General features: G+C 72.5%; 15 protein-coding genes and 1 tRNA gene. 10 read left to right on the top strand and 6 right to left on the bottom strand.

The features are described from left to right. Nucleotides 1-43 precede the first annotated feature (43 nt). From LQK89_RS11170 to LQK89_RS11150, 5 genes are all read left to right on the top strand, one after another. A complete protein-coding gene (locus LQK89_RS11170) occupies nucleotides 44-1,318 on the top strand; it encodes a sensor histidine kinase (protein WP_231049136.1) in 1,275 nt (424 codons plus the stop codon). Further along, nucleotides 1,315-2,514 (top strand): hypothetical protein, encoded by a 1,200-nt coding sequence (locus LQK89_RS11165; protein ID WP_152999391.1) that lies wholly within the window; start codon nucleotides 1,315-1,317, stop codon nucleotides 2,512-2,514. The genes LQK89_RS11170 and LQK89_RS11165 overlap by 4 nt, the downstream gene beginning before the upstream one ends. Beyond that, nucleotides 2,501-3,202, top strand: coding sequence for a response regulator transcription factor (locus LQK89_RS11160; RefSeq protein WP_229666641.1), 702 nt, complete (start codon nucleotides 2,501-2,503; stop codon nucleotides 3,200-3,202). Before LQK89_RS11165 ends, LQK89_RS11160 begins: the two co-directional genes overlap by 14 nt. Then, on the top strand, nucleotides 3,202-3,828 hold the full coding sequence (locus LQK89_RS11155; protein ID WP_058740764.1) for a thymidine kinase: 627 nt from the start codon (nucleotides 3,202-3,204) through the stop codon (nucleotides 3,826-3,828). Before LQK89_RS11160 ends, LQK89_RS11155 begins: the two co-directional genes overlap by 1 nt. 91 nt (nucleotides 3,829-3,919) lie before the next feature. Next, a complete protein-coding gene (locus LQK89_RS11150; protein WP_141862216.1) occupies nucleotides 3,920-4,963 on the top strand; it encodes an LLM class flavin-dependent oxidoreductase in 1,044 nt (347 codons plus the stop codon). A gap of 138 nt (nucleotides 4,964-5,101) precedes the next feature. Here the strand turns inward: LQK89_RS11150 and LQK89_RS11145 are convergent, their stop codons facing one another. The 5 genes from LQK89_RS11145 to LQK89_RS11125 form a co-directional block, all read right to left on the bottom strand. Continuing rightward, nucleotides 5,102-5,734, bottom strand: coding sequence for a response regulator transcription factor (locus LQK89_RS11145; protein WP_175325899.1), 633 nt, complete (start codon nucleotides 5,732-5,734; stop codon nucleotides 5,102-5,104). Continuing rightward, a complete protein-coding gene (locus tag LQK89_RS11140; RefSeq protein WP_231049135.1) occupies nucleotides 5,731-6,759 on the bottom strand; it encodes a sensor histidine kinase in 1,029 nt (342 codons plus the stop codon). The genes LQK89_RS11145 and LQK89_RS11140 overlap by 4 nt, the downstream gene beginning before the upstream one ends. 180 nt (nucleotides 6,760-6,939) lie before the next feature. Further along, nucleotides 6,940-7,013: transfer RNA gene (locus LQK89_RS11135), tRNA-Pro, on the bottom strand. Between the two features lie 104 nt (nucleotides 7,014-7,117). Beyond that, nucleotides 7,118-8,074, bottom strand: a complete 957-nt coding sequence (locus LQK89_RS11130; protein ID WP_174777959.1) for a metallophosphoesterase — start codon at nucleotides 8,072-8,074, stop codon at nucleotides 7,118-7,120. Beyond that, entirely contained in the window at nucleotides 8,071-10,626 is a 2,556-nt protein-coding gene (locus LQK89_RS11125; protein WP_231049134.1) for a transglycosylase domain-containing protein, read from the bottom strand. The genes LQK89_RS11130 and LQK89_RS11125 overlap by 4 nt, the downstream gene beginning before the upstream one ends. 50 nt (nucleotides 10,627-10,676) lie before the next feature. Here LQK89_RS11125 and LQK89_RS11120 point away from each other — a divergent pair, with 50 nt between their 5' ends. Together LQK89_RS11120 and LQK89_RS11115 are read left to right on the top strand one after the other, a co-directional pair. Continuing rightward, a complete protein-coding gene (locus LQK89_RS11120; protein WP_111227112.1) occupies nucleotides 10,677-10,835 on the top strand; it encodes a DUF4177 domain-containing protein in 159 nt (52 codons plus the stop codon). After that, nucleotides 10,832-11,293 carry a RidA family protein gene (locus tag LQK89_RS11115; protein WP_174777961.1) on the top strand — a complete coding sequence of 154 codons (462 nt, stop codon included), beginning with the start codon at nucleotides 10,832-10,834 and terminating at the stop codon, nucleotides 11,291-11,293. The genes LQK89_RS11120 and LQK89_RS11115 overlap by 4 nt, the downstream gene beginning before the upstream one ends. A gap of 85 nt (nucleotides 11,294-11,378) precedes the next feature. On the opposite strand, the gene acs is transcribed toward LQK89_RS11115, so the two are convergent. Beyond that, nucleotides 11,379-13,331 (bottom strand): acetate--CoA ligase, encoded by a 1,953-nt coding sequence (acs, locus tag LQK89_RS11110; protein ID WP_231049133.1) that lies wholly within the window; start codon nucleotides 13,329-13,331, stop codon nucleotides 11,379-11,381. A gap of 622 nt (nucleotides 13,332-13,953) precedes the next feature. Between acs and LQK89_RS11105 the strand changes: the two genes are divergently transcribed. The 3 genes from LQK89_RS11105 (at nucleotide 13,954) to LQK89_RS11095 (ending at nucleotide 16,211) form a co-directional block, all read left to right on the top strand. Next, a complete protein-coding gene (locus LQK89_RS11105) occupies nucleotides 13,954-14,967 on the top strand; it encodes a TadA family conjugal transfer-associated ATPase (RefSeq protein ID WP_175325895.1) in 1,014 nt (337 codons plus the stop codon). Then, complete coding sequence (locus tag LQK89_RS11100; protein ID WP_231049132.1) at nucleotides 14,964-15,905, top strand: type II secretion system F family protein; 942 nt, start codon at nucleotides 14,964-14,966, stop codon at nucleotides 15,903-15,905. Before LQK89_RS11105 ends, LQK89_RS11100 begins: the two co-directional genes overlap by 4 nt. Before the next feature lie 99 nt (nucleotides 15,906-16,004). Further along, a complete protein-coding gene (locus LQK89_RS11095) occupies nucleotides 16,005-16,211 on the top strand; it encodes a DUF4244 domain-containing protein (protein WP_058741674.1) in 207 nt (68 codons plus the stop codon). The last annotated feature ends 3 nt before the right edge of the window (nucleotides 16,212-16,214 follow it).

The raw sequence follows: 16,214 nt of genomic DNA, 5'->3' as shown, positions 1-16,214 counted from the left end.
GTCGCCGAACGGTGCTCGTTTCGGGGTACACGACAGCCTCCCGATGGCCGTCGTCGGCGACACGACGACCCTCCGGAAGGACCCTCGACCCGTGCTCGGCATCCCCACGCACCTCGCGCCCCGCGTGAATGCCTGGTCGACCGTGCGCGCCTTCCACGCCGCCGCCGTCGGGTCCGTGGTGGCCGCGGCGGTCGTGCTGCTGCTCTACCGGCTGGCCGACCCGGACGTCCGGATCGTCGGCGCCGTGCTCGCCCTCGTGCCGATGGCCCTGATGATCGGCGTGCACGTGCAGTTCGGCACGTGGCGGTCGGCCGTGGCCTTCCTGCTCGTCGGCGGGGTGTCCGCGTGGTGGTTCGCGCTCGTCGTGCAGCGCGAGGTCCCGGCGGGCTGGGTGACGAGCTACCTGCTGTCGCTCGTGGTCATCCCGCTCGTCCTCGTCGGTGGTGCCGGCGCGGTGGCCGGACGGGTCGTGCTGTGGTCGGTCGGCGGGTTCCTGGTCGGACGCCTCGCGACCTCGATCGCCGTCGCGCAGGTGGACGGGCCGCCACGGCCGTTCCTGCTCGCCTGGGTGACCCTCGGCTTCGTCGTCGCGCTCGTGCTCTTCACCAGCCGGAACACCGCACGGTCCGAGCGGGTCCAGCCCGAGCTGCTCCGCTCCGCGCGCGAGGAGCACGTCTCGGCGTACCGCGCCGGGGTCGAGGCCGAGGCCGCGGCGATCCTCCACGACACCGTGCTCAACCACCTCGGCGCCATCGCCCTGGCACCGGACGGCCCGATGGACCCGCAACTCGCACGCACGGTGGAGTCCGACGTCGCGATGCTGACCGGCAAGGAGTGGCTCGCGCCGTCCGGGTCCACCGTGGACCGGCCGTCCGCCGTCGCCGTCGACGCGTTCGAGGCGATGGTCGACGAGCACCGCGCCGAGGGCCTGCAGGTCGACGTGACGGGTGACACCGCCGTGCTCGGCGCCCTCGACCACACCGCCTCGACCGCGCTGTTCCGCGCGGTCGGCCAGTGCCTCGCCAACGTCCGGAAGCACGCCGGCACCGACCGAGCCGAGGTCAGCGTCTTCGACGACGGTGCATCGTGCACGGTCATGGTCGTCGACGACGGCCGTGGCTTCGACGAGCAGGAGACCAGCCCGGACCGGATGGGCCTGCGAGGCTCCGTCCGCGAGCGCATCGCGCGCGTCGGTGGCGACGTGCAGGTCTGGTCGTCGCCCGGGTCCGGCACCAGCGTGATGATGACGGTGCCGCACGCCGCCGCCGCGGTCCCGGTCGCTGCCACGCTCGACGACGAGTGGGGGACCGGCCGGTGAGCCGCGTCGACGACGTCCGGGCCCGCACCCGTGGCAGCCGCACGGCGCAGCAGTACGACCCGCTCGGCGCGATGGGGTCGCGTCCGCTCGCGATCGTCCTCGGCGCCGGTGGGGTCGCCTGGGCGCTGCTCGTGTCCGTGTTCGACCGGGACGTGCCCGGGAGCCCGACGCTCAGCGCGTTGACCGTCCTGCTCCTCGCTGCGTCCGGCGCGGTCGTGTTCGTCGCCTCGTCGCCGTTCCGCGCCCCGTTCCCGCGGTGGGCGTTCGTGCTCCACGTCGTCCTGCTCGCCGCAGCGACCGTCGCGAGCGTCGCGGCGCAGTGGGGCCCTGACCGCAGCGCCCTGAACGACTTCATGAGCCTGCTCACCGCGACCGGCATCGTGATGGCAGCGCCGTACCGACCGTGGCGGGACCTCGCCGTGGGCGGTGTGGTGCTGGCCGTCGTCGACGCCGGAGCGTGGGGCGCTGCCGCGACCGTGTTCCCGTACGGCGTGCCGGCGTCGGTCGCGGCGTTCCTCGCCGCCGCCCCGACGCTCGTGCTCACCACGGCGTCCGTGGTGTTCGCCGCGACCTTCGCAGGGCTCGCCGAGCGCGTCCAGATCCGGGCCGGGTCCTACTCCGTCGCCCGTGCGGAGCGGGACGGCATCGCCGCGAGCGTGCAGCACGACCGCTCGGTGGTCCTCGCCCGTGACGTCGCTCCGTTCTTCGCCGAGCTCCGCACGAGAGCGGCCATCACGGACGCCGACCGTGCGCGGGCCCGTGCGATCGCCGACGGCATCCGGCGGGCCATGGTCGCCGACGCCGACCGGACGTGGTTCGAGCACGCCGTGGTCGTGGACGGCGGGACGGCCAGCGCGATCGACGACCCGGACGGGCTGATCGCGACGCTCGACGCCGACCAGCGCACCGTCGTCCGGACGTTCCTGCGCGCGGCCCTCCGCGCGGCGACGGTCGACCCGGCCGGGTTCCGCGCCCGGGTCCGGCGGTCGGCGGACGACGACCCTCCGACGACCCCGAGCGCCACCGGAGCCGGGACTGTCTCCGTCGCGCTCGACCTGGCCGTGGACGACTCCGACGTGGGCATCCACCGCACCTTCGACCCCTACCTCGCGGTCCTCCGCGTGACCTTCCCCGACCTCGACGTCGCCGTCCGGCCGTCGTCCCTCGCACTAAGGTTCTCCTATGACCAGCACTGACCCGAACCGGACCACGGAGGGCGTGCCCCCGCTCCCGCAGCCCGGCACCCGACGCGTGCGGCTGGCGATCCTCGACGACCACGAGGTGCTGCTCGACAGCCTCTCGAGCTGGATCGCCGTGAACGCCTTCGACTTCGACCTCGCGCTGACGGCCCACACCTGGCTCGAGATGGTGCACAGCGAGAACTTCCCGACCGACCTGGTCTTCCTCGACTTCCAGCTCAAGGAGCCGGTGTCGATCGAGGCACGCGTCCGCACCTGCCGCGCGGCCGGGGCGAAGGTCATCGTGCTGTCCAGCGTCGACAGCCGCGAGTCCCGCGACCGCGCCCTCGCCGCCGGTGCCGCGGCGTTCCTGTCGAAGTCGCTGCCGATGCGCGAGGTCATGGACGTGGCGCGCGAGGTCATGGGCGTCTCGCGCGAGACCCCGCCGCAGCGCGACTGGCGTCCGCTGCCCACGGGCGCGAACGCGCACCAGCGGCCGAAGCTCAGCCACGGCGAGGAAGAGGCGCTGCGCCTGTACGTGTCGGGCTACTCGACGAACGAGGTCGCCGCGCAGATGAACGTGCAGTACGAGACGGCCAAGACCTACCTGCGCCGCGTGCGCGAGAAGTACAGCAAGGTCGGTCGTCCGGCGTCGAAGAAGTCCGACCTGATCCGTCGTGCGGCAGAGGACGGGTTCCTCGCGTAGTGGCGAAGCTCTACTTCCGCTACGGCGCGATGAACAGCGGCAAGAGCACCGGGCTCCTGCAGGCCGCCTACAACTACGAGGAGCGCGGGCAGCGCGTGCTGCTCGCGAAGCCGTCGGTCGACACCAAGGGTGACCGCGAGATCGTGTCGCGCCTCGGCGTCACCCGGTCCGTCGACGTCGTCTTCGCGCCCGAGGACGACGTCCGCGCGGCCGTCGCAGCTGCCGGCGCGGTGGACCCGGAGTCCGACCGGCTCGACGGCATGGTCCGGCCGCTCAGCTGCGTCCTCGTCGACGAGGCGCAGTTCCTGACGCCCCGCCAGGTCGACGACCTGCTCCGCATCGCCGTCCTCGACGACGTCCCGGTGCTCGCCTACGGCATCCGTACCGACTTCCGCACCGAGGCGTTCCCCGGCAGCGCGCGGCTGCTCGAGATCGCGCACTCCCTCGAGGAGCTCAAGACCATCTGCCGCTGCGGTCGCAAGGCGGTGTTCAACCCCCGCAAGGTGGACGGACGCTTCGTCTTCGACGGCTCGCAGGTCGCCATCGACGGCGCCGGCGTCACCTACGAGGCGCTGTGCGCCAACTGCTACCTCACCGAGTCGGGCGGTCGCCTGGACGGCGACTGACGGACTGGAGGCGCGTGGCGGGCCCCGCCACGCGCCTCCAGTCCGTCCCGTGGCCCGGAATGCACGCGAGCCGGCGACCGTTGGTGCCCACATGAGCGACGCCACCGTGCACCTGTCCGTCCTGGACCTGGCCACCCGCGAGTACGGCCAGACGAACACCGAGGCCCTGCAGGGCACCATCGACACGGCGGTGCACGCCGAACGGCTGGGCTACGAGCGGATCTGGGTCGCCGAGCACCACGGCATGCCGGGCATCACCTCGTCGGCACCCGCGGTGCTGCTGAGCGCCGTCGGCGCCGCCACCTCGCGGATCCGGATCGGTTCCGGTGGCGTGATGCTGCCGAACCACGCGCCGCTCGTCGTCGCCGAGCAGTTCGGCACGCTGCGCGCGCTGTACGGCGACCGGGTGGACCTCGGCATCGGCCGGGCGCCGGGCACCGACGGTGCGACCGCGATGGCGCTGCGCCGCACGGACCGTCTCGACGTGGACGACTTCCCGCAGCAGCTCGCCGACCTGATCGGCTTCTTCACGGGGATGGACGCCGAGAACCCGCTGTCGCGCATCCGTGCCGTCCCCGGGTACGGCGACGTGCCGGAGTTCTGGCTGCTCGGGTCCTCCGGGTACAGCGCCCAGGTGGCGGGGGCGCTCGGCGTCTCGTTCGCCTTCGCGCACCACTTCGCGTCGGACAACACCGAGGCGGCGCTCGCGCTGTACCGGGACTCGTTCCGGCCCTCGCGCTTCCGGCAGACGCCGAACGCGCTGATCGGCGTGCAGGTCGTCACCGACGAGGACCCCGCGGTCGTCGACGAGCAGAGCGCCCCGGGGATGATCTCGTTCATCCGGATGCGGCAGGGTGCCAAGCCCGAGCCGGTGTCGATGGACGAGGCCCGCGCGTACGAGTTCTCCGACCTCGAGCGGCGGTTCATCGCGGCACGCACGGAGCGCCAGGCGTACGGCTCACGTGAGCAGGTCGCGGCGAAGCTCAACGAGCTCGTGGCGTCCACGGGCGCGGACGGGGTGATCGTGGCGCCGGGGGCCGCCCAGGCGCGGTACCGGCACCAGGCGCTCGAGGTCGTCGCGTCGCTGCAGGCCGAGGGACGGCTCGTGCCCGCAGGGGTGGCTGCGGCGCGGTAGCCCGGGCTGCGGTGCCGCTGCGGCTGTTGCGGTGCCGCTGCTGCGGCGTTGGCGGCCACTCTTCGCGCCCAGCGACACCTCACGCGCTCGCGATGCCGTGGGATGTCGCTGGGCGCGAACGATCGCTGGCTGGCTGGCTCAGGCGAGCAGGCCGAGGCGGTTCGCGGTGGCGATCGCGCCGACGCGGGTGCCCACGTCGAGCTTCCGGAACACGTTGTAGACGTGGCGCTTCACCGTGCCGACCGCCAGGCCGAGCTCCGACGCGATCTCGGCGTTGGAGCGAGCGGCGGCGACGAGCCGCAGGACCTCGAGTTCACGGTCGCTCAGCGGCGTGCCCGCCCGTGCCTCGGTGACGAGGTCGATCGGGAACGTCACCGGCGCGGCGTCGGTGCTCGTCGCCCGGACGATGCGGTCGACGAGCTCGCGGCTCGGGGTGTCCTTGGTGACGAAGTCCACGGCACCGGCGTCGAGGAGCGCCCGGCGCAGCACCGCGTCCCGGTGCATGGTCAGCACGACCACCCGGACGTGCGGGTGCCGGCGACGCACCGTCGCGATGGTCGTCCGCGCCGGTGGCCCGTCGAGCTCCACGTCCAGGAGCAGCACGTCGATCGCCGCGACCTCGGGGGAGTCCAGCACGTCGGACGGCCGTTCGCCGTGCGCGACGACGCGGATGGTCGGCACCGCGGACAGGATCGTGGCGAGTCCCTCGCGGAACAGCCGGTGGTCGTCGACGATCGCGACGTGCGTGATGCCCGGCCTTGGCCCGCTCACAGTGACCCCATGGGCACGACGAGCCGGACGGTGGTCCCGGCGCCCGGGGCGCTCTCGACGTCGAGTCGTGCGCCGAGGACGCCCGCGCGCTCGCGCATGGTGTGCTGCCCGAGCCGGCCCTCCGCCGCGGTCCCCGGCGTGAACCCGGGTCCGTCGTCCCGCACGGTCACCACGACCGTCGTGTCGGACCAGGCGAACGTCACCGTCCCCGTCGATCCCGGGGCGTGCTTGCGCCGGTTCGTGAGGGCCTCGAGCAGGATCGTCAGGGTCTCCTCGGCCTTCCAGTTCGGCAGGGCACCGGGCACGCCCGTCGTGGTGATCGTCAGCCGGTCGTCGCCGGGGAACAGGTCGTCGACGTGCCGTCGCAGGGCGTCGTCGAGGCGGTCGTCGCCGACCCGGGCGTGCAGCGAGACCGCGAGGTCCTGGACGTCCCCGAGCGCGGTCCGGAGCAGCCGTCCGGCCGCCTCGAGCTGCGCGGTGCGCTCGGAGGTCGGGGGATCGGTCAGCAGGACCAGGTCGAGCCGCTGCAGCCCCGCGAGGACGCCGTGGGCGACCCGGTCGTGCAGGTCCCGGGCGATCTGGGTGCGGGAGTCGAGGTTGGTCGTCGTGACCCGCTGCCGCAGCGCCTCGGTGTACGCGATCGCCCCCGCCGGGAACCGGCTCCAGACGCCCGCGTGCAGGGCTTGGGTGGCGCGGAGAACCTCGTCGGTGGTGCTCGCACCGACCTCGGCGACGAAGACCGGCAGGTAGGCGTCGAAGAGCATCTCGGCGGCGAGCATGGCGCCGGCCGGGTGCTGGGCGTGCTCGGCGTGCAGCGCCCCGGTGGCGAGGTGCTCCGGGTCGAGGTAGCGGTCGCTGACGATGCTCGCTGTGCCGTCGCCCGCGGCGTACCGGGCGTGCGCGTCGGTGATCATCGAGGTCACGTTCTCGAGCAGGCTCTGCGCCAGCACGGGGTCGTCGGCGAGCTCCGGGAACCGGGACCCGATCTCGGTGAGGACGGCGGCGAGTTGCGGAGGGATCGTCATGACGCCTGCGAGCGTAGCGGGGGTCCGGCGCCGGGAGCGTGCCGCGGGCCGGTCCTGTACCCACGGACACACGCCGTCGGGGACCGAGCACGGGGCCAGAAAGAGCAGAAGGCCAGACAGAGCAAGAGGCCCTGGTTCCTTCGAACCAGGGCCTCTTGCGGTTACTGTCTCAACACAGTGTCGGGGTGACAGGATTTGAACCTGCGACCTCCTCGTCCCGAACGAGGCGCGCTACCAAGCTGCGCCACACCCCGCGGTGTGATCACTCCGTTCCCGGAGCAACCCCAGAAGTCTATCCGATGTTCGGGGGTGCTCACGACCATCGGCGAGACGCCCGGGCGCGTCGTCGTGGCAGGGGTCAGTCGGTGCGTGCCGTGAGGGTCACGACGACGGCCTCGGGGCGGCAGGAGAAGCGGACGGGCGCGTAGATCGACGTCCCGATGCCCGCGGAGACCTCGAGCCACGACCAGTGCGCGCGGTGCTGCCACTTGTGCAGGCCGCTGACGTACCGCCGCGGCAGGTCGGAGTTCGTGACGAGGGCGCCGATGCCGGGGACCTGCACCTGCCCGCCGTGGGTGTGCCCGGCGAAGACGATGTCCGCACCCTGGTCGACGAAGGCGTCGAGCACGCGGCGGTACGGTGCGTGCGTGATCCCGATCGCGACGGGGGAGGGGCCGTCCTCGTCCTCGGTCCACGGCACGTCGCTGCGCATCTCGTCGACGTTCGTCGGCAGCAGGTCGAGCCGGTCCCAGCCGCGGTGCGCGTCCGACGTGCCGAACAGCTCGAAGCGCGACCCGCGGAGCTCGATCGCGTGCGCCTGGTCGTTGACGTCGAGCCAGCCGAGCGACTCGAAGAAGGCCGTCTGCCGGTCGATGTCGAGCGACACCGGCCGGCGGTCGGCGTGCATGCGGCTCGGACCGCCGAAGTACTTGAGCGGGTTGCGCGGCGACGGTCCGTAGAAGTCGTTCGACCCGTGCGCGAAGGCACCCGGGACGCCGCGGAACGGCTCGAGCGCGTACTCCACCGCGCTGTTCGCCGTGGCGTGCCCGAGGTTGTCGCCGGTGTTCACGACGAAGTCCGGCTCGACGAGCGACAGGTCGCGCAGCCACTGCTGCTTGTCGGCCTGCCAGGGCGCCATGTGGATGTCGGACAGGTGCAGCACCGTCACGTCGCGGGAGCCGGGCGCGAGCACCGGCACGGTCTCCCACCGGATGCCGAAGCGGCGACGCTCGACGAGGGAACCCCACGCCGCCGTCGCCGCTCCGATGGTCGCACCCGCGGCGATGACGCCCAGCGCGGCGCGACCGCGACTCACTTGCAGTCCTTCGGCGCCTTGCCGTCCTTGTCCCCGAAGAGCTGGAGCGTCAGCGCCGTGCTCTTCGCGGTGGCGGTCCCGGCACCCGGGTCGACCGCGGCCACGGTGCACTCCTTGCCGCCCTTGGCGTACTGGTCGGAGACGTTCACCGAGCCGAACCCGGCGTCACCGAGCGTGCTCCGGGCGTCCTGCAGGCTCTTGCCCGCGACCTCCGGCACGGTCGACTGCGAGCCGTCCGTCGTGTAGACGGTCACCGAGGAGCCGGTGGAGAGCAGGGAACCGGCGCCCGGTGAGGTCGAGGAGACCGTGCCCGCCGTACCGGCGCCCGGCTGCGCCCCACCGTCGACGTACGTGAAGCCGGCGGACGACAGGATCGAACGGGCCTCGTCGGCGGTCTTGCCCGACACGTCCGGGACGGCGACGCTGTTGCCGCGGAGGGCGGTCTGCGACGGGGTCGGGAACGGGTCGGCCGGGTGCTTGGCGTTGATCGGGATCATCGCCTGCTGCCACACGTGCGCACGCTGCGAGGCGTAGGAGCCCCACCCGGCGCCGGGCAGGTAGTGGCGGAGGTTGTTCTTGCCGCCGTCCGTGTTGCCCTGCCAGTACGCCGTCGCGACCTTCGAGCTCGCACCGACGAGCCAGATCTGGTCGGCGTCGTCCGTGGTGCCCGTCTTCGCGAACAGCTGCGTGCCGTCCGGGGTCTGGGCGCCGACGGCCGTACCCGAGGCGATCGTGCCGCGCATGGCGAAGGCCGCGGTCGCGGCGACGCTCGGGTCGAGCACCTGCTTGCACTGCTTCGGCTGGCCGCCGAGCGACTTGCCCTCGGCGTTCGTGATGTTGTCGATCGCGATCGGGGAGCAGTAGGTGCCGTTGTTCGCGATGGTCGCGTACGCGGACGCCATGGTGAGCGGCGCGATGTTGTTCGTGCCGAGGATCGACGACGGGTAGGCGTTCAACTCGGTCTTCTCGTCGGCGGAGTGCACGCCGAGGTCCTGCGCGGTCTGGCGGATGTCGCACAGGTCGAGCTTCGCGGCCATGGAGGCGAACGCCGCGTTCACGGACAGCGCGGTGGCGCGGGCGACCGTGAAGTTGCCGTTCTCACCCGCGGAGTCGTTCTTCGGCGCCCAGTTCGACGTGATGGTCGAGCCGCACTGCGTCCAACGCGACGTGTTGTGCGGGGTGCCGTTGACGCTCTCGTTCAGCCCGTGCCCGGCCTTCAGCCAGTCGAGGAGCGTGAACACCTTGTACGTCGAACCGACCTGGAAGCCGATCGAGCCGCCGTACTCCTTGTCGACCGAGTAGTTGATCGAGGTCGCCGTGGGCGGGGTCTGCAGGGACTGGTCGTAGTCCTTGTTCTGCGCCATCGTCAGAATGCGTCCGGTCGACGCCTCGACGGAGTTGAGGGCGCCACCGAGGCTGAAGCGGCTCTCGGTGTTCGGGTCGTACGTGTTGAGCAGGTCCTTCTGCTGACCGTTCAGGTCGAGGTCGAGGGTGGTCTGCACGGTGTACCCGCCGTTGCGCCAGGCGGTCGCGCGCTCCTTCTCGGTCGCGCCGAGCTGGGACATCTGCTTGACGACCTTGACCGCGTAGTCGCAGAAGAACTGCGAGCCGTTGCCGGCCGCCGACTGGCAGCCCTGGTTCGGCTGCGTCAGGTGCACGTAGTCCGCGGGCTTCGAGGCGATGGCCGCGTCGAACTGCTCCTTGGTCAGGTGCTTCTGCGCGTACATCGACTTGAGGATGACGTCACGACGGGCGACGTTCGCGTCGTAGTACTTGGGGTCGGACAGGTTGCGCGAGTTCGGCGACTGCACGATCGCGAGGATCGAGGCGGCCTCCTGCGGGGTCAGGTCCGTGGCGTTCTTGTTGAAGTAGTGCTGCGCGGCGGCCTGCACGCCGTACGTCTGGTCGCCGAAGTAGGCGATGTTGAGGTACCCGGTCAGGATCTCCTTGTGCGAGTACTTCTTCGCCAGGCCGATGGCGAGCTTCATCTCCTCGAGCTTGCGGGGGATGGTCTGCTCGACGGCGTCGTTGTAGGCCTTCTCGCGCTCCTCCGGGGTGGGGAGCTCGAGCGCCTGCTGCATCTTGATGTTGCGCACCAGCTGCATGGTCAGCGTCGACCCACCGCCGGACTCGCCGAGGCCGCCGGCGAGGGACCCCACGCCCGCACGCACCAGGGACGTCATGTCGACACCGCCGTGGTCGTAGAAGCGCTTGTCCTCGCCGTCGATCGCCGCGTTCTTCAGCTGGTCGCTGATCTGGTCGAACTGCAGCTCCTGGCGGTTCTGGTCGTAGACCGTCGCCAGGTGCACCGGCTGCCCGTTCGAGTACGCCAGGACCTCGTTGCGCTGCGGCAGGTCACCGATCTCGATGTACTCCGGCAGCGACTCGAAGACGCCGATCGTCGAGGTCGTCGTGACGCCGGCGACCGCGATCGCCGGGGTGACGCCGATCGTGACCAGCAGGCCGGCGAGCGCGCTGAAGCCGACGAAACCGACGAAGGCGCCGATCGCGGAGACGGGCTTGGTCCGCGAGGCAGACTTCTGGGCAGACATAGGATGCAGCCTAAACGACGCCCACGACTGAAAGGCTGGCAAGGAACCGCATGACTCGCTGGGAGTACTTCACCACGCCGTTGATGATCCACAACACCGCCGCCATCCTCAACGCCCACGGCGACGAGGGCTGGGAGCTGGTCCAGGTCGTCACCGGACCCGAGGGCGGACTGGTCGCCTACCTGAAGCGCCCGAAGGCCGACGCGTGAGCGTCGCGGACCGCCTCGCCGAGCTCGGGCTGACGATCCCCGCGGTCGCGGCGCCGGTCGCCGCCTACGTGCCCGCGGTCGTCACCGGCCGGTACGTGTACACCGCGGGGCAGCTCCCCTTCGTCGACGGCGCACTGCCCGTCACGGGCAAGGTCGGGACGTCGGTCGACCCTGAGACCGCCACCGCGCAGGCGCGCGTGGCCGCGTTGAACGCGCTCGCGGCCGTCCAGTCCGTCGCCGGGTCCCTCGAGCGGGTGGCCCGGGTCGTCAAGGTGACGGTCTTCGTCGCCTCGGACCCGTCCTTCACCGGTCAGCCCGCCGTCGCCAACGGCGCGTCGACCCTGGTCGGCGAGGTCTTCGGGGACGCCGGCGTCCACGCGCGGAGCGCGGTGGGCGTCGCGGTGCTGCCGCTGGACGCGCCGGTCGAGGTCGAGCTGGTCGTCGAGCTGACGGACTGAACCACCCGCGCACCGCAGCCGGTGCGCCCACGTGAGCGGGGCCTCCAGTCAGGACGGACTGGAGGCCCCGCTCACGTTCCGTGCGCTACATCAGTCCCGCGATGGTCGCCATGATCGTCGGGTCGGCGAGCGTCGTCGTGTCGCCGATGCGGCGGCCCTCGGCCGCGTCGCGGAGGAGGCGGCGCATGATCTTGCCGGAGCGGGTCTTCGGGAGCTCCGGGACCACGACCACCTGGCGCGGCTTCGCGATCGCCCCGATGCGCTTGCCGACCCAGTCACGGAGTTCCTTCGCGACCGCGTCGCGGTCGACGCCCTCGGCCGCCTCGGCGGTGAGGATCACGAACGCGACCACGGCCTGACCGGTCGTCTCGTCGGCGGCGCCGACGACCGCGGCCTCGGCGACGCCCTCGTGCCCGACGAGTGCCGACTCGATCTCCGCGGTGGACAGGCGGTGACCGGAGACGTTCATGACGTCGTCGACCCGCCCCTGCACCCAGATGTCGCCCTGACCGTCGAGCCGCGCGCCGTCGCCGGCGAAGTAGCGGCCGGGGAAGCGCGACCAGTAGGTCTCGACGAAGCGGTCCGGGTCGCCCCAGATGCCGCGGGCCATCGACGGCCACGGGTCGGTGATCGTGAGGTAGCCGCTGCCACCGGGCGCGACGCGCTGGCCGTCCTCGTCGACGATCTCCGCGGTGATGCCCGGGAGCGGGGTCTGGGCGGCGCCGGGCTTGAGCTTCGTGACCCCCGGGAGCGCGGAGATCATGATCGCGCCGGTCTCGGTCTGCCACCACGTGTCGACGATGGGCGTGCGGTCGTGGCCGATCACCTGGCGGTACCACTGCCAGGCCTCGGGGTTGATCGGCTCGCCGACGCTCCCGAGCAGGCGGAGGGACGCCAGGCTGCGCGCCTCGGGGATCTGGCGTCCGGCCTTCATCGCGGCGCGGACCGCGGTGGGGGCGGTGTACAGGACCGTCACGCCGTACGAGTCGACGATGTCCCACCAGCGGCCGGGCTTCGGCTCGTCCGGGGTGCCCTCGTACAGGACCTGGGTGACGCCGTTGGCCAGGGGGCCGTAGACGACGTAGGAGTGCCCGGTGATCCAGCCGATGTCGGCCGTGCACCAGTAGACGTCCTTCTCCGGGTGCATGTCGAACACGTTGCGGTGCGTGTACGCCGCCTGCGTCAGGTAGCCACCTGACGTGTGCACGATGCCCTTCGGCTTCCCCGTCGTGCCGGACGTGTAGAGGATGAACAGGGGCGTCTCGGCGGGGAAGGCCTGCGGTTCGTGCTCGGCGGCGGCCTTCGCGATCTCGTCGTGCCACCACAGGTCGCGGTCGGTCCAGCCGACCTCGTTGCCCCCGCGCTTCACGACCAGCACGTGCTCGACGGTGTCCGTGCCGTCGCCGGCCAGGGCCTCGTCGACCGCGGGCTTGAGCGGCGAGACCGCTCCGCGCCGCCAGCCGCCGTCCGCGGTGACGACGAGCTTCGCGCCGGCGTCCTCGATGCGGGCGCGGAGGCTCTCGGCGCTGAACCCGCCGAAGACCACCGAGTGCACGGCACCGATGCGCGCGACGGCGAGCATCGTGACCACGGCCTCGGGGATGAGGGGCATGTAGACGACGACGCGGTCGCCCTGCTCGACGCCCAGGTCGGTGAGCATGTTCGCGGCGCGCTGCACCTCGGCGGTGAGCTCGGCGTAGGTGATCCGGCGGGTGTCGCCGGGGGCGCCCTCGAAGTGGATCGCCACGCGGTCGCCGTTGCCCGCGCGGACGTGGCGGTCCAGGCAGTTCTCCGCGACGTTGAGCGTGCCGTCGTCGAACCACTTGGCGAACGGCGCGCCCGACCAGTCGAGCGTCCGGGTGAACGGCGTCCGCCAGTCGAGCAGGTTCCGCGCCTGGTCCGCCCAGAACGCCTCGCGGTCGGCGGCGGCGGCCTCGTGCAGGTCCTCGTGCGCGACGGCGTCGGCGACGAAGTCGGCGGGGGGAGCGAAGGTCGGGCCGTCCTCGTGGCGTTCGTCGGCCTGGGTCGGAGTGGACATCGGTGTCCTTTCGCGTCGTTGCGGCAGGGGTGCTCGGTCGTCGGTTGCTGGTGCGGTCGGCGCCGGGTGGCGGTCGTCGGTTGCTGGTGCGGTCGGCGGTCGAGTGGGTGCAGACGGAGACTACCGCCGGGCGCGGACCGGAGGGTCGTCGTGACACGAGCCGGATCACGACCGGGGGTTGCCGAGCAGGCTCGTTCATGGGGTACAGTGGTTCCTACCGGGCTCGTTCCCGGTGGCACCGGTTCGGATTCCCCCCAATCCACCGATGTCCGGCGGCACCAGTTCCCCCCAACCGGTGCCGCCTCTTCTTTTTCCCCGACGGGTGTCGCGCATCCGTCCGGCGGCCCGTCGGGTGATCCCCGATCTGATGCCGAACCGTGGACAGACCTGTCCATACCGGCGCGACACGCGTTCGATCGGTGTCGGGGCTCCGTGACCCCTGGTGAGACGGGTCAGGGCGGCTCGGTGCGGTGTTGCACCACCCCTGGACTCGCGGCACGGAACGGGGTACGGCTTTGTAGTTCGGGGTACAAAAGAGTCCGCTGGCCGGGATCGGCTCTGTTGTCCACAGAGCCGTTCGTCCGCGCGACGAACCACGGCTGGTCGCCCTACCGTCACCGTCATGCACCGACACCGAGCCGGGACCGATCCCTTCCTGCCGCACGTCGACCGGCCGGCGCACCGGCGTCGGGTGGACGCCGGTGTCTTCGAGGAGCTCGCCGCCCTCGTGGTCGACGCGGACACGACCGACGTCCTGGTCGTCGGCGGACGTGGCACGTGGGTCGACCGGGGGCGCGGACTCGAACGAGTCCCGCCTGCCCTGCCCGAGCGGCGCGTGCGGGCGCTGGCGACCGAGCTCGTCGCACTCGGCGACCGGCACGTCGACGAGAGCACACCGTGTGCGGACGTCCGGATCGGGGACGGCATCCGGGTGCACGTCGTGCTCGCGCCGGTCGCGGTCGACGGGACCGCGCTGTCCGTCCGCCTGCCGCGACCCGGTCGTCCGACCCTCGCCGACCTCGAGGGGCTCGGCGCGTTCCGGACGGTGCCACGTTCGGTGCTCGAGGACGCCGTCGCCGCTCGGCGGAACGTCCTGGTGACCGGCGCGACCGGCAGCGGCAAGACGACGATGCTCTCCGCGATGCTCGCCGCCGTCCCGCACACCGAGCGGATCGTGACCGTCGAGGACGTCGCCGAGCTCCGCGTGGACCATCCCCACGTCGTCGCGCTCGAGGCACGTCAGGCGAACGCCGAGGGGGCCGGAGCACTCGGTCTCGAGCGGCTCGTCCGCGAGGCCCTGCGGATGCGGCCGGACCGACTGGTGGTGGGGGAGTGCCGCGGAGCCGAGGTGCGCGAGCTCCTCGCCGCGCTGAACACGGGGCACGACGGCGGCGCCGGGACCCTGCACGCGAACGGTCTGGCGGACGTCGCGGCCCGGCTCGAGGCCCTCGGAGCGCTCGCCGGACTCGGGGTCACCGCCGTCGCCCGGCAGGTCGTGAGCGCGCTGGACCTCGTCGTGCACCTCGAGCGGCGGGCCGGGGAACGCATCGTCGCAGCGGTCGGGACGCCCGTCGTGGACGAGGGCGGTCGGCTCGCGACGCGACCGCTCCAGGGCACGGCACGCCGGCGCCGGTGACCGGTGGGGGCGCTGCCGGGCGCCGAGGCGCCGGTGCCTCGGCTCCGCGGTGGGTCGGCGGCGCAGCCGGGCGTCCGGCCGACGGTGCTGCGATCGCGCGTCTGATCGACCAGGTCGCGGTCCTGGTGGCTGCAGGCGTCCCACCGCCGCGCGCATGGACGCTGGTCGGCGGACTCCCCGACGGGGACGACCCGGCCTGGCACGACGTGCGGACCGTCATCGCGGTCGCCGAGCGCACCGGGGCGCCCGTGGCCGACGCGCTCCGGGCGCTCGCCGCGGCGATGCGTCGGACGGCGGCCTCGGACCGAGCGGTCCGGGTCGCGCTCGCGGGACCGCGGACGAGTGCCCGGGTGGTGTTGACACTGCCGGTGTTCGGCCTCGCGCTCGCGTCGGCGTGGGGAGCCGGAGCAGTCGAGGTGCTCGTGACCGGCCCGGTCGGCTGGTGCTGCACGGTGTCGGCCGCGATCCTCGTCCTGGCCGGTCGACGGTGGAGCGCCGGCCTCGTCCGCCGAGCGACGCCGGACGGCCGGGTCGCGGGGGTCCTGCTCGACGCCTGGGCGGTCGCGCTGTCCGGCGGAGGGTCGTGGGCCGCGGCCGCCACGACGGTGCGGGAGGTCCTCGCCGAGCAGGGCGGTGGTGCTCCGGCTCCGGCTCCGGCGCCGGGGCCGGCTCCGGCTCCGGCGGCGGCGGCCGAGCGCCGGCTCCGGGAGGTCCTGTCCCTCAGCCGTCGTGCCGGTGTGCCCGCGGCGGGGCTCCTCCGTGCCGCGGCCGAGGACGTGCGGGACGACGCCGCTGCCGCCGCGCTCGCCGAGGCCGAACGGCTCGGCGTGCGACTCGTCCTGCCCCTGGGGGTGTGCGTGCTCCCGGCGTTCGTGCTGGTCGCCGTCGTGCCGGTCGTCGTCGGTGTCCTCTCCTCCACCGTCGGGGGTCCGGGCTGACGTATCCACAGACCGCACGGTTCGCCCGTCCTGCGGCCGCCGCGGTCGCGAGGCTGGTCCCACGACGAGCGAGATGCCTCACAGAGAAAGGGGAACGACATGACCGACACCACGAGGGGCCACCGCGGCCACCGCCGCACGAGGCGCCGGCTGCGGCTCCGCGCTGACGACGGGTCCGCCACGGCCGAGTACGCGGTCGTCATCCTGGCCGCGGTGGCCTTCGCCGGCGTGCTCGTGGCCGTGATGCGGTCGGGCGAGGTCCAGCAGATCCTGACCGACCTCGTCCGCGGTGCGCTCACCTCGTGACGG

Source organism: Curtobacterium sp. C1 (genome assembly GCF_021049325.1).
In the GTDB taxonomy this organism is placed as follows: Bacteria; Actinomycetota; Actinomycetes; order Actinomycetales; family Microbacteriaceae; genus Curtobacterium; species Curtobacterium citreum.
Note: the sequence above shows the minus strand (reverse complement) of the source record. Positions and strands in the feature narration are given on the sequence as shown.

Excerpts from the sequence above, each read along its gene's own strand:
- LQK89_RS11160 (WP_229666641.1), top strand. The coding sequence starts at position 2,501 with ATGACCAGCACTGACCCGAACCGGACCACGGAGGGCGTGCCCCCGCTC.
- LQK89_RS11105 (WP_175325895.1), top strand. The coding sequence starts at position 13,954 with ATGCACCGACACCGAGCCGGGACCGATCCCTTCCTGCCGCACGTCGAC.
- acs (WP_231049133.1), bottom strand. The coding sequence starts at position 13,331 with ATGTCCACTCCGACCCAGGCCGACGAACGCCACGAGGACGGCCCGACC.
- LQK89_RS11095 (WP_058741674.1), top strand. The coding sequence starts at position 16,005 with ATGACCGACACCACGAGGGGCCACCGCGGCCACCGCCGCACGAGGCGC.
- LQK89_RS11120 (WP_111227112.1), top strand. The coding sequence starts at position 10,677 with ATGACTCGCTGGGAGTACTTCACCACGCCGTTGATGATCCACAACACC.
- LQK89_RS11140 (WP_231049135.1), bottom strand. The coding sequence starts at position 6,759 with ATGACGATCCCTCCGCAACTCGCCGCCGTCCTCACCGAGATCGGGTCC.
- LQK89_RS11170 (WP_231049136.1), top strand. The coding sequence starts at position 44 with ATGGCCGTCGTCGGCGACACGACGACCCTCCGGAAGGACCCTCGACCC.
- LQK89_RS11125 (WP_231049134.1), bottom strand. The coding sequence starts at position 10,626 with ATGTCTGCCCAGAAGTCTGCCTCGCGGACCAAGCCCGTCTCCGCGATC.
- LQK89_RS11150 (WP_141862216.1), top strand. The coding sequence starts at position 3,920 with ATGAGCGACGCCACCGTGCACCTGTCCGTCCTGGACCTGGCCACCCGC.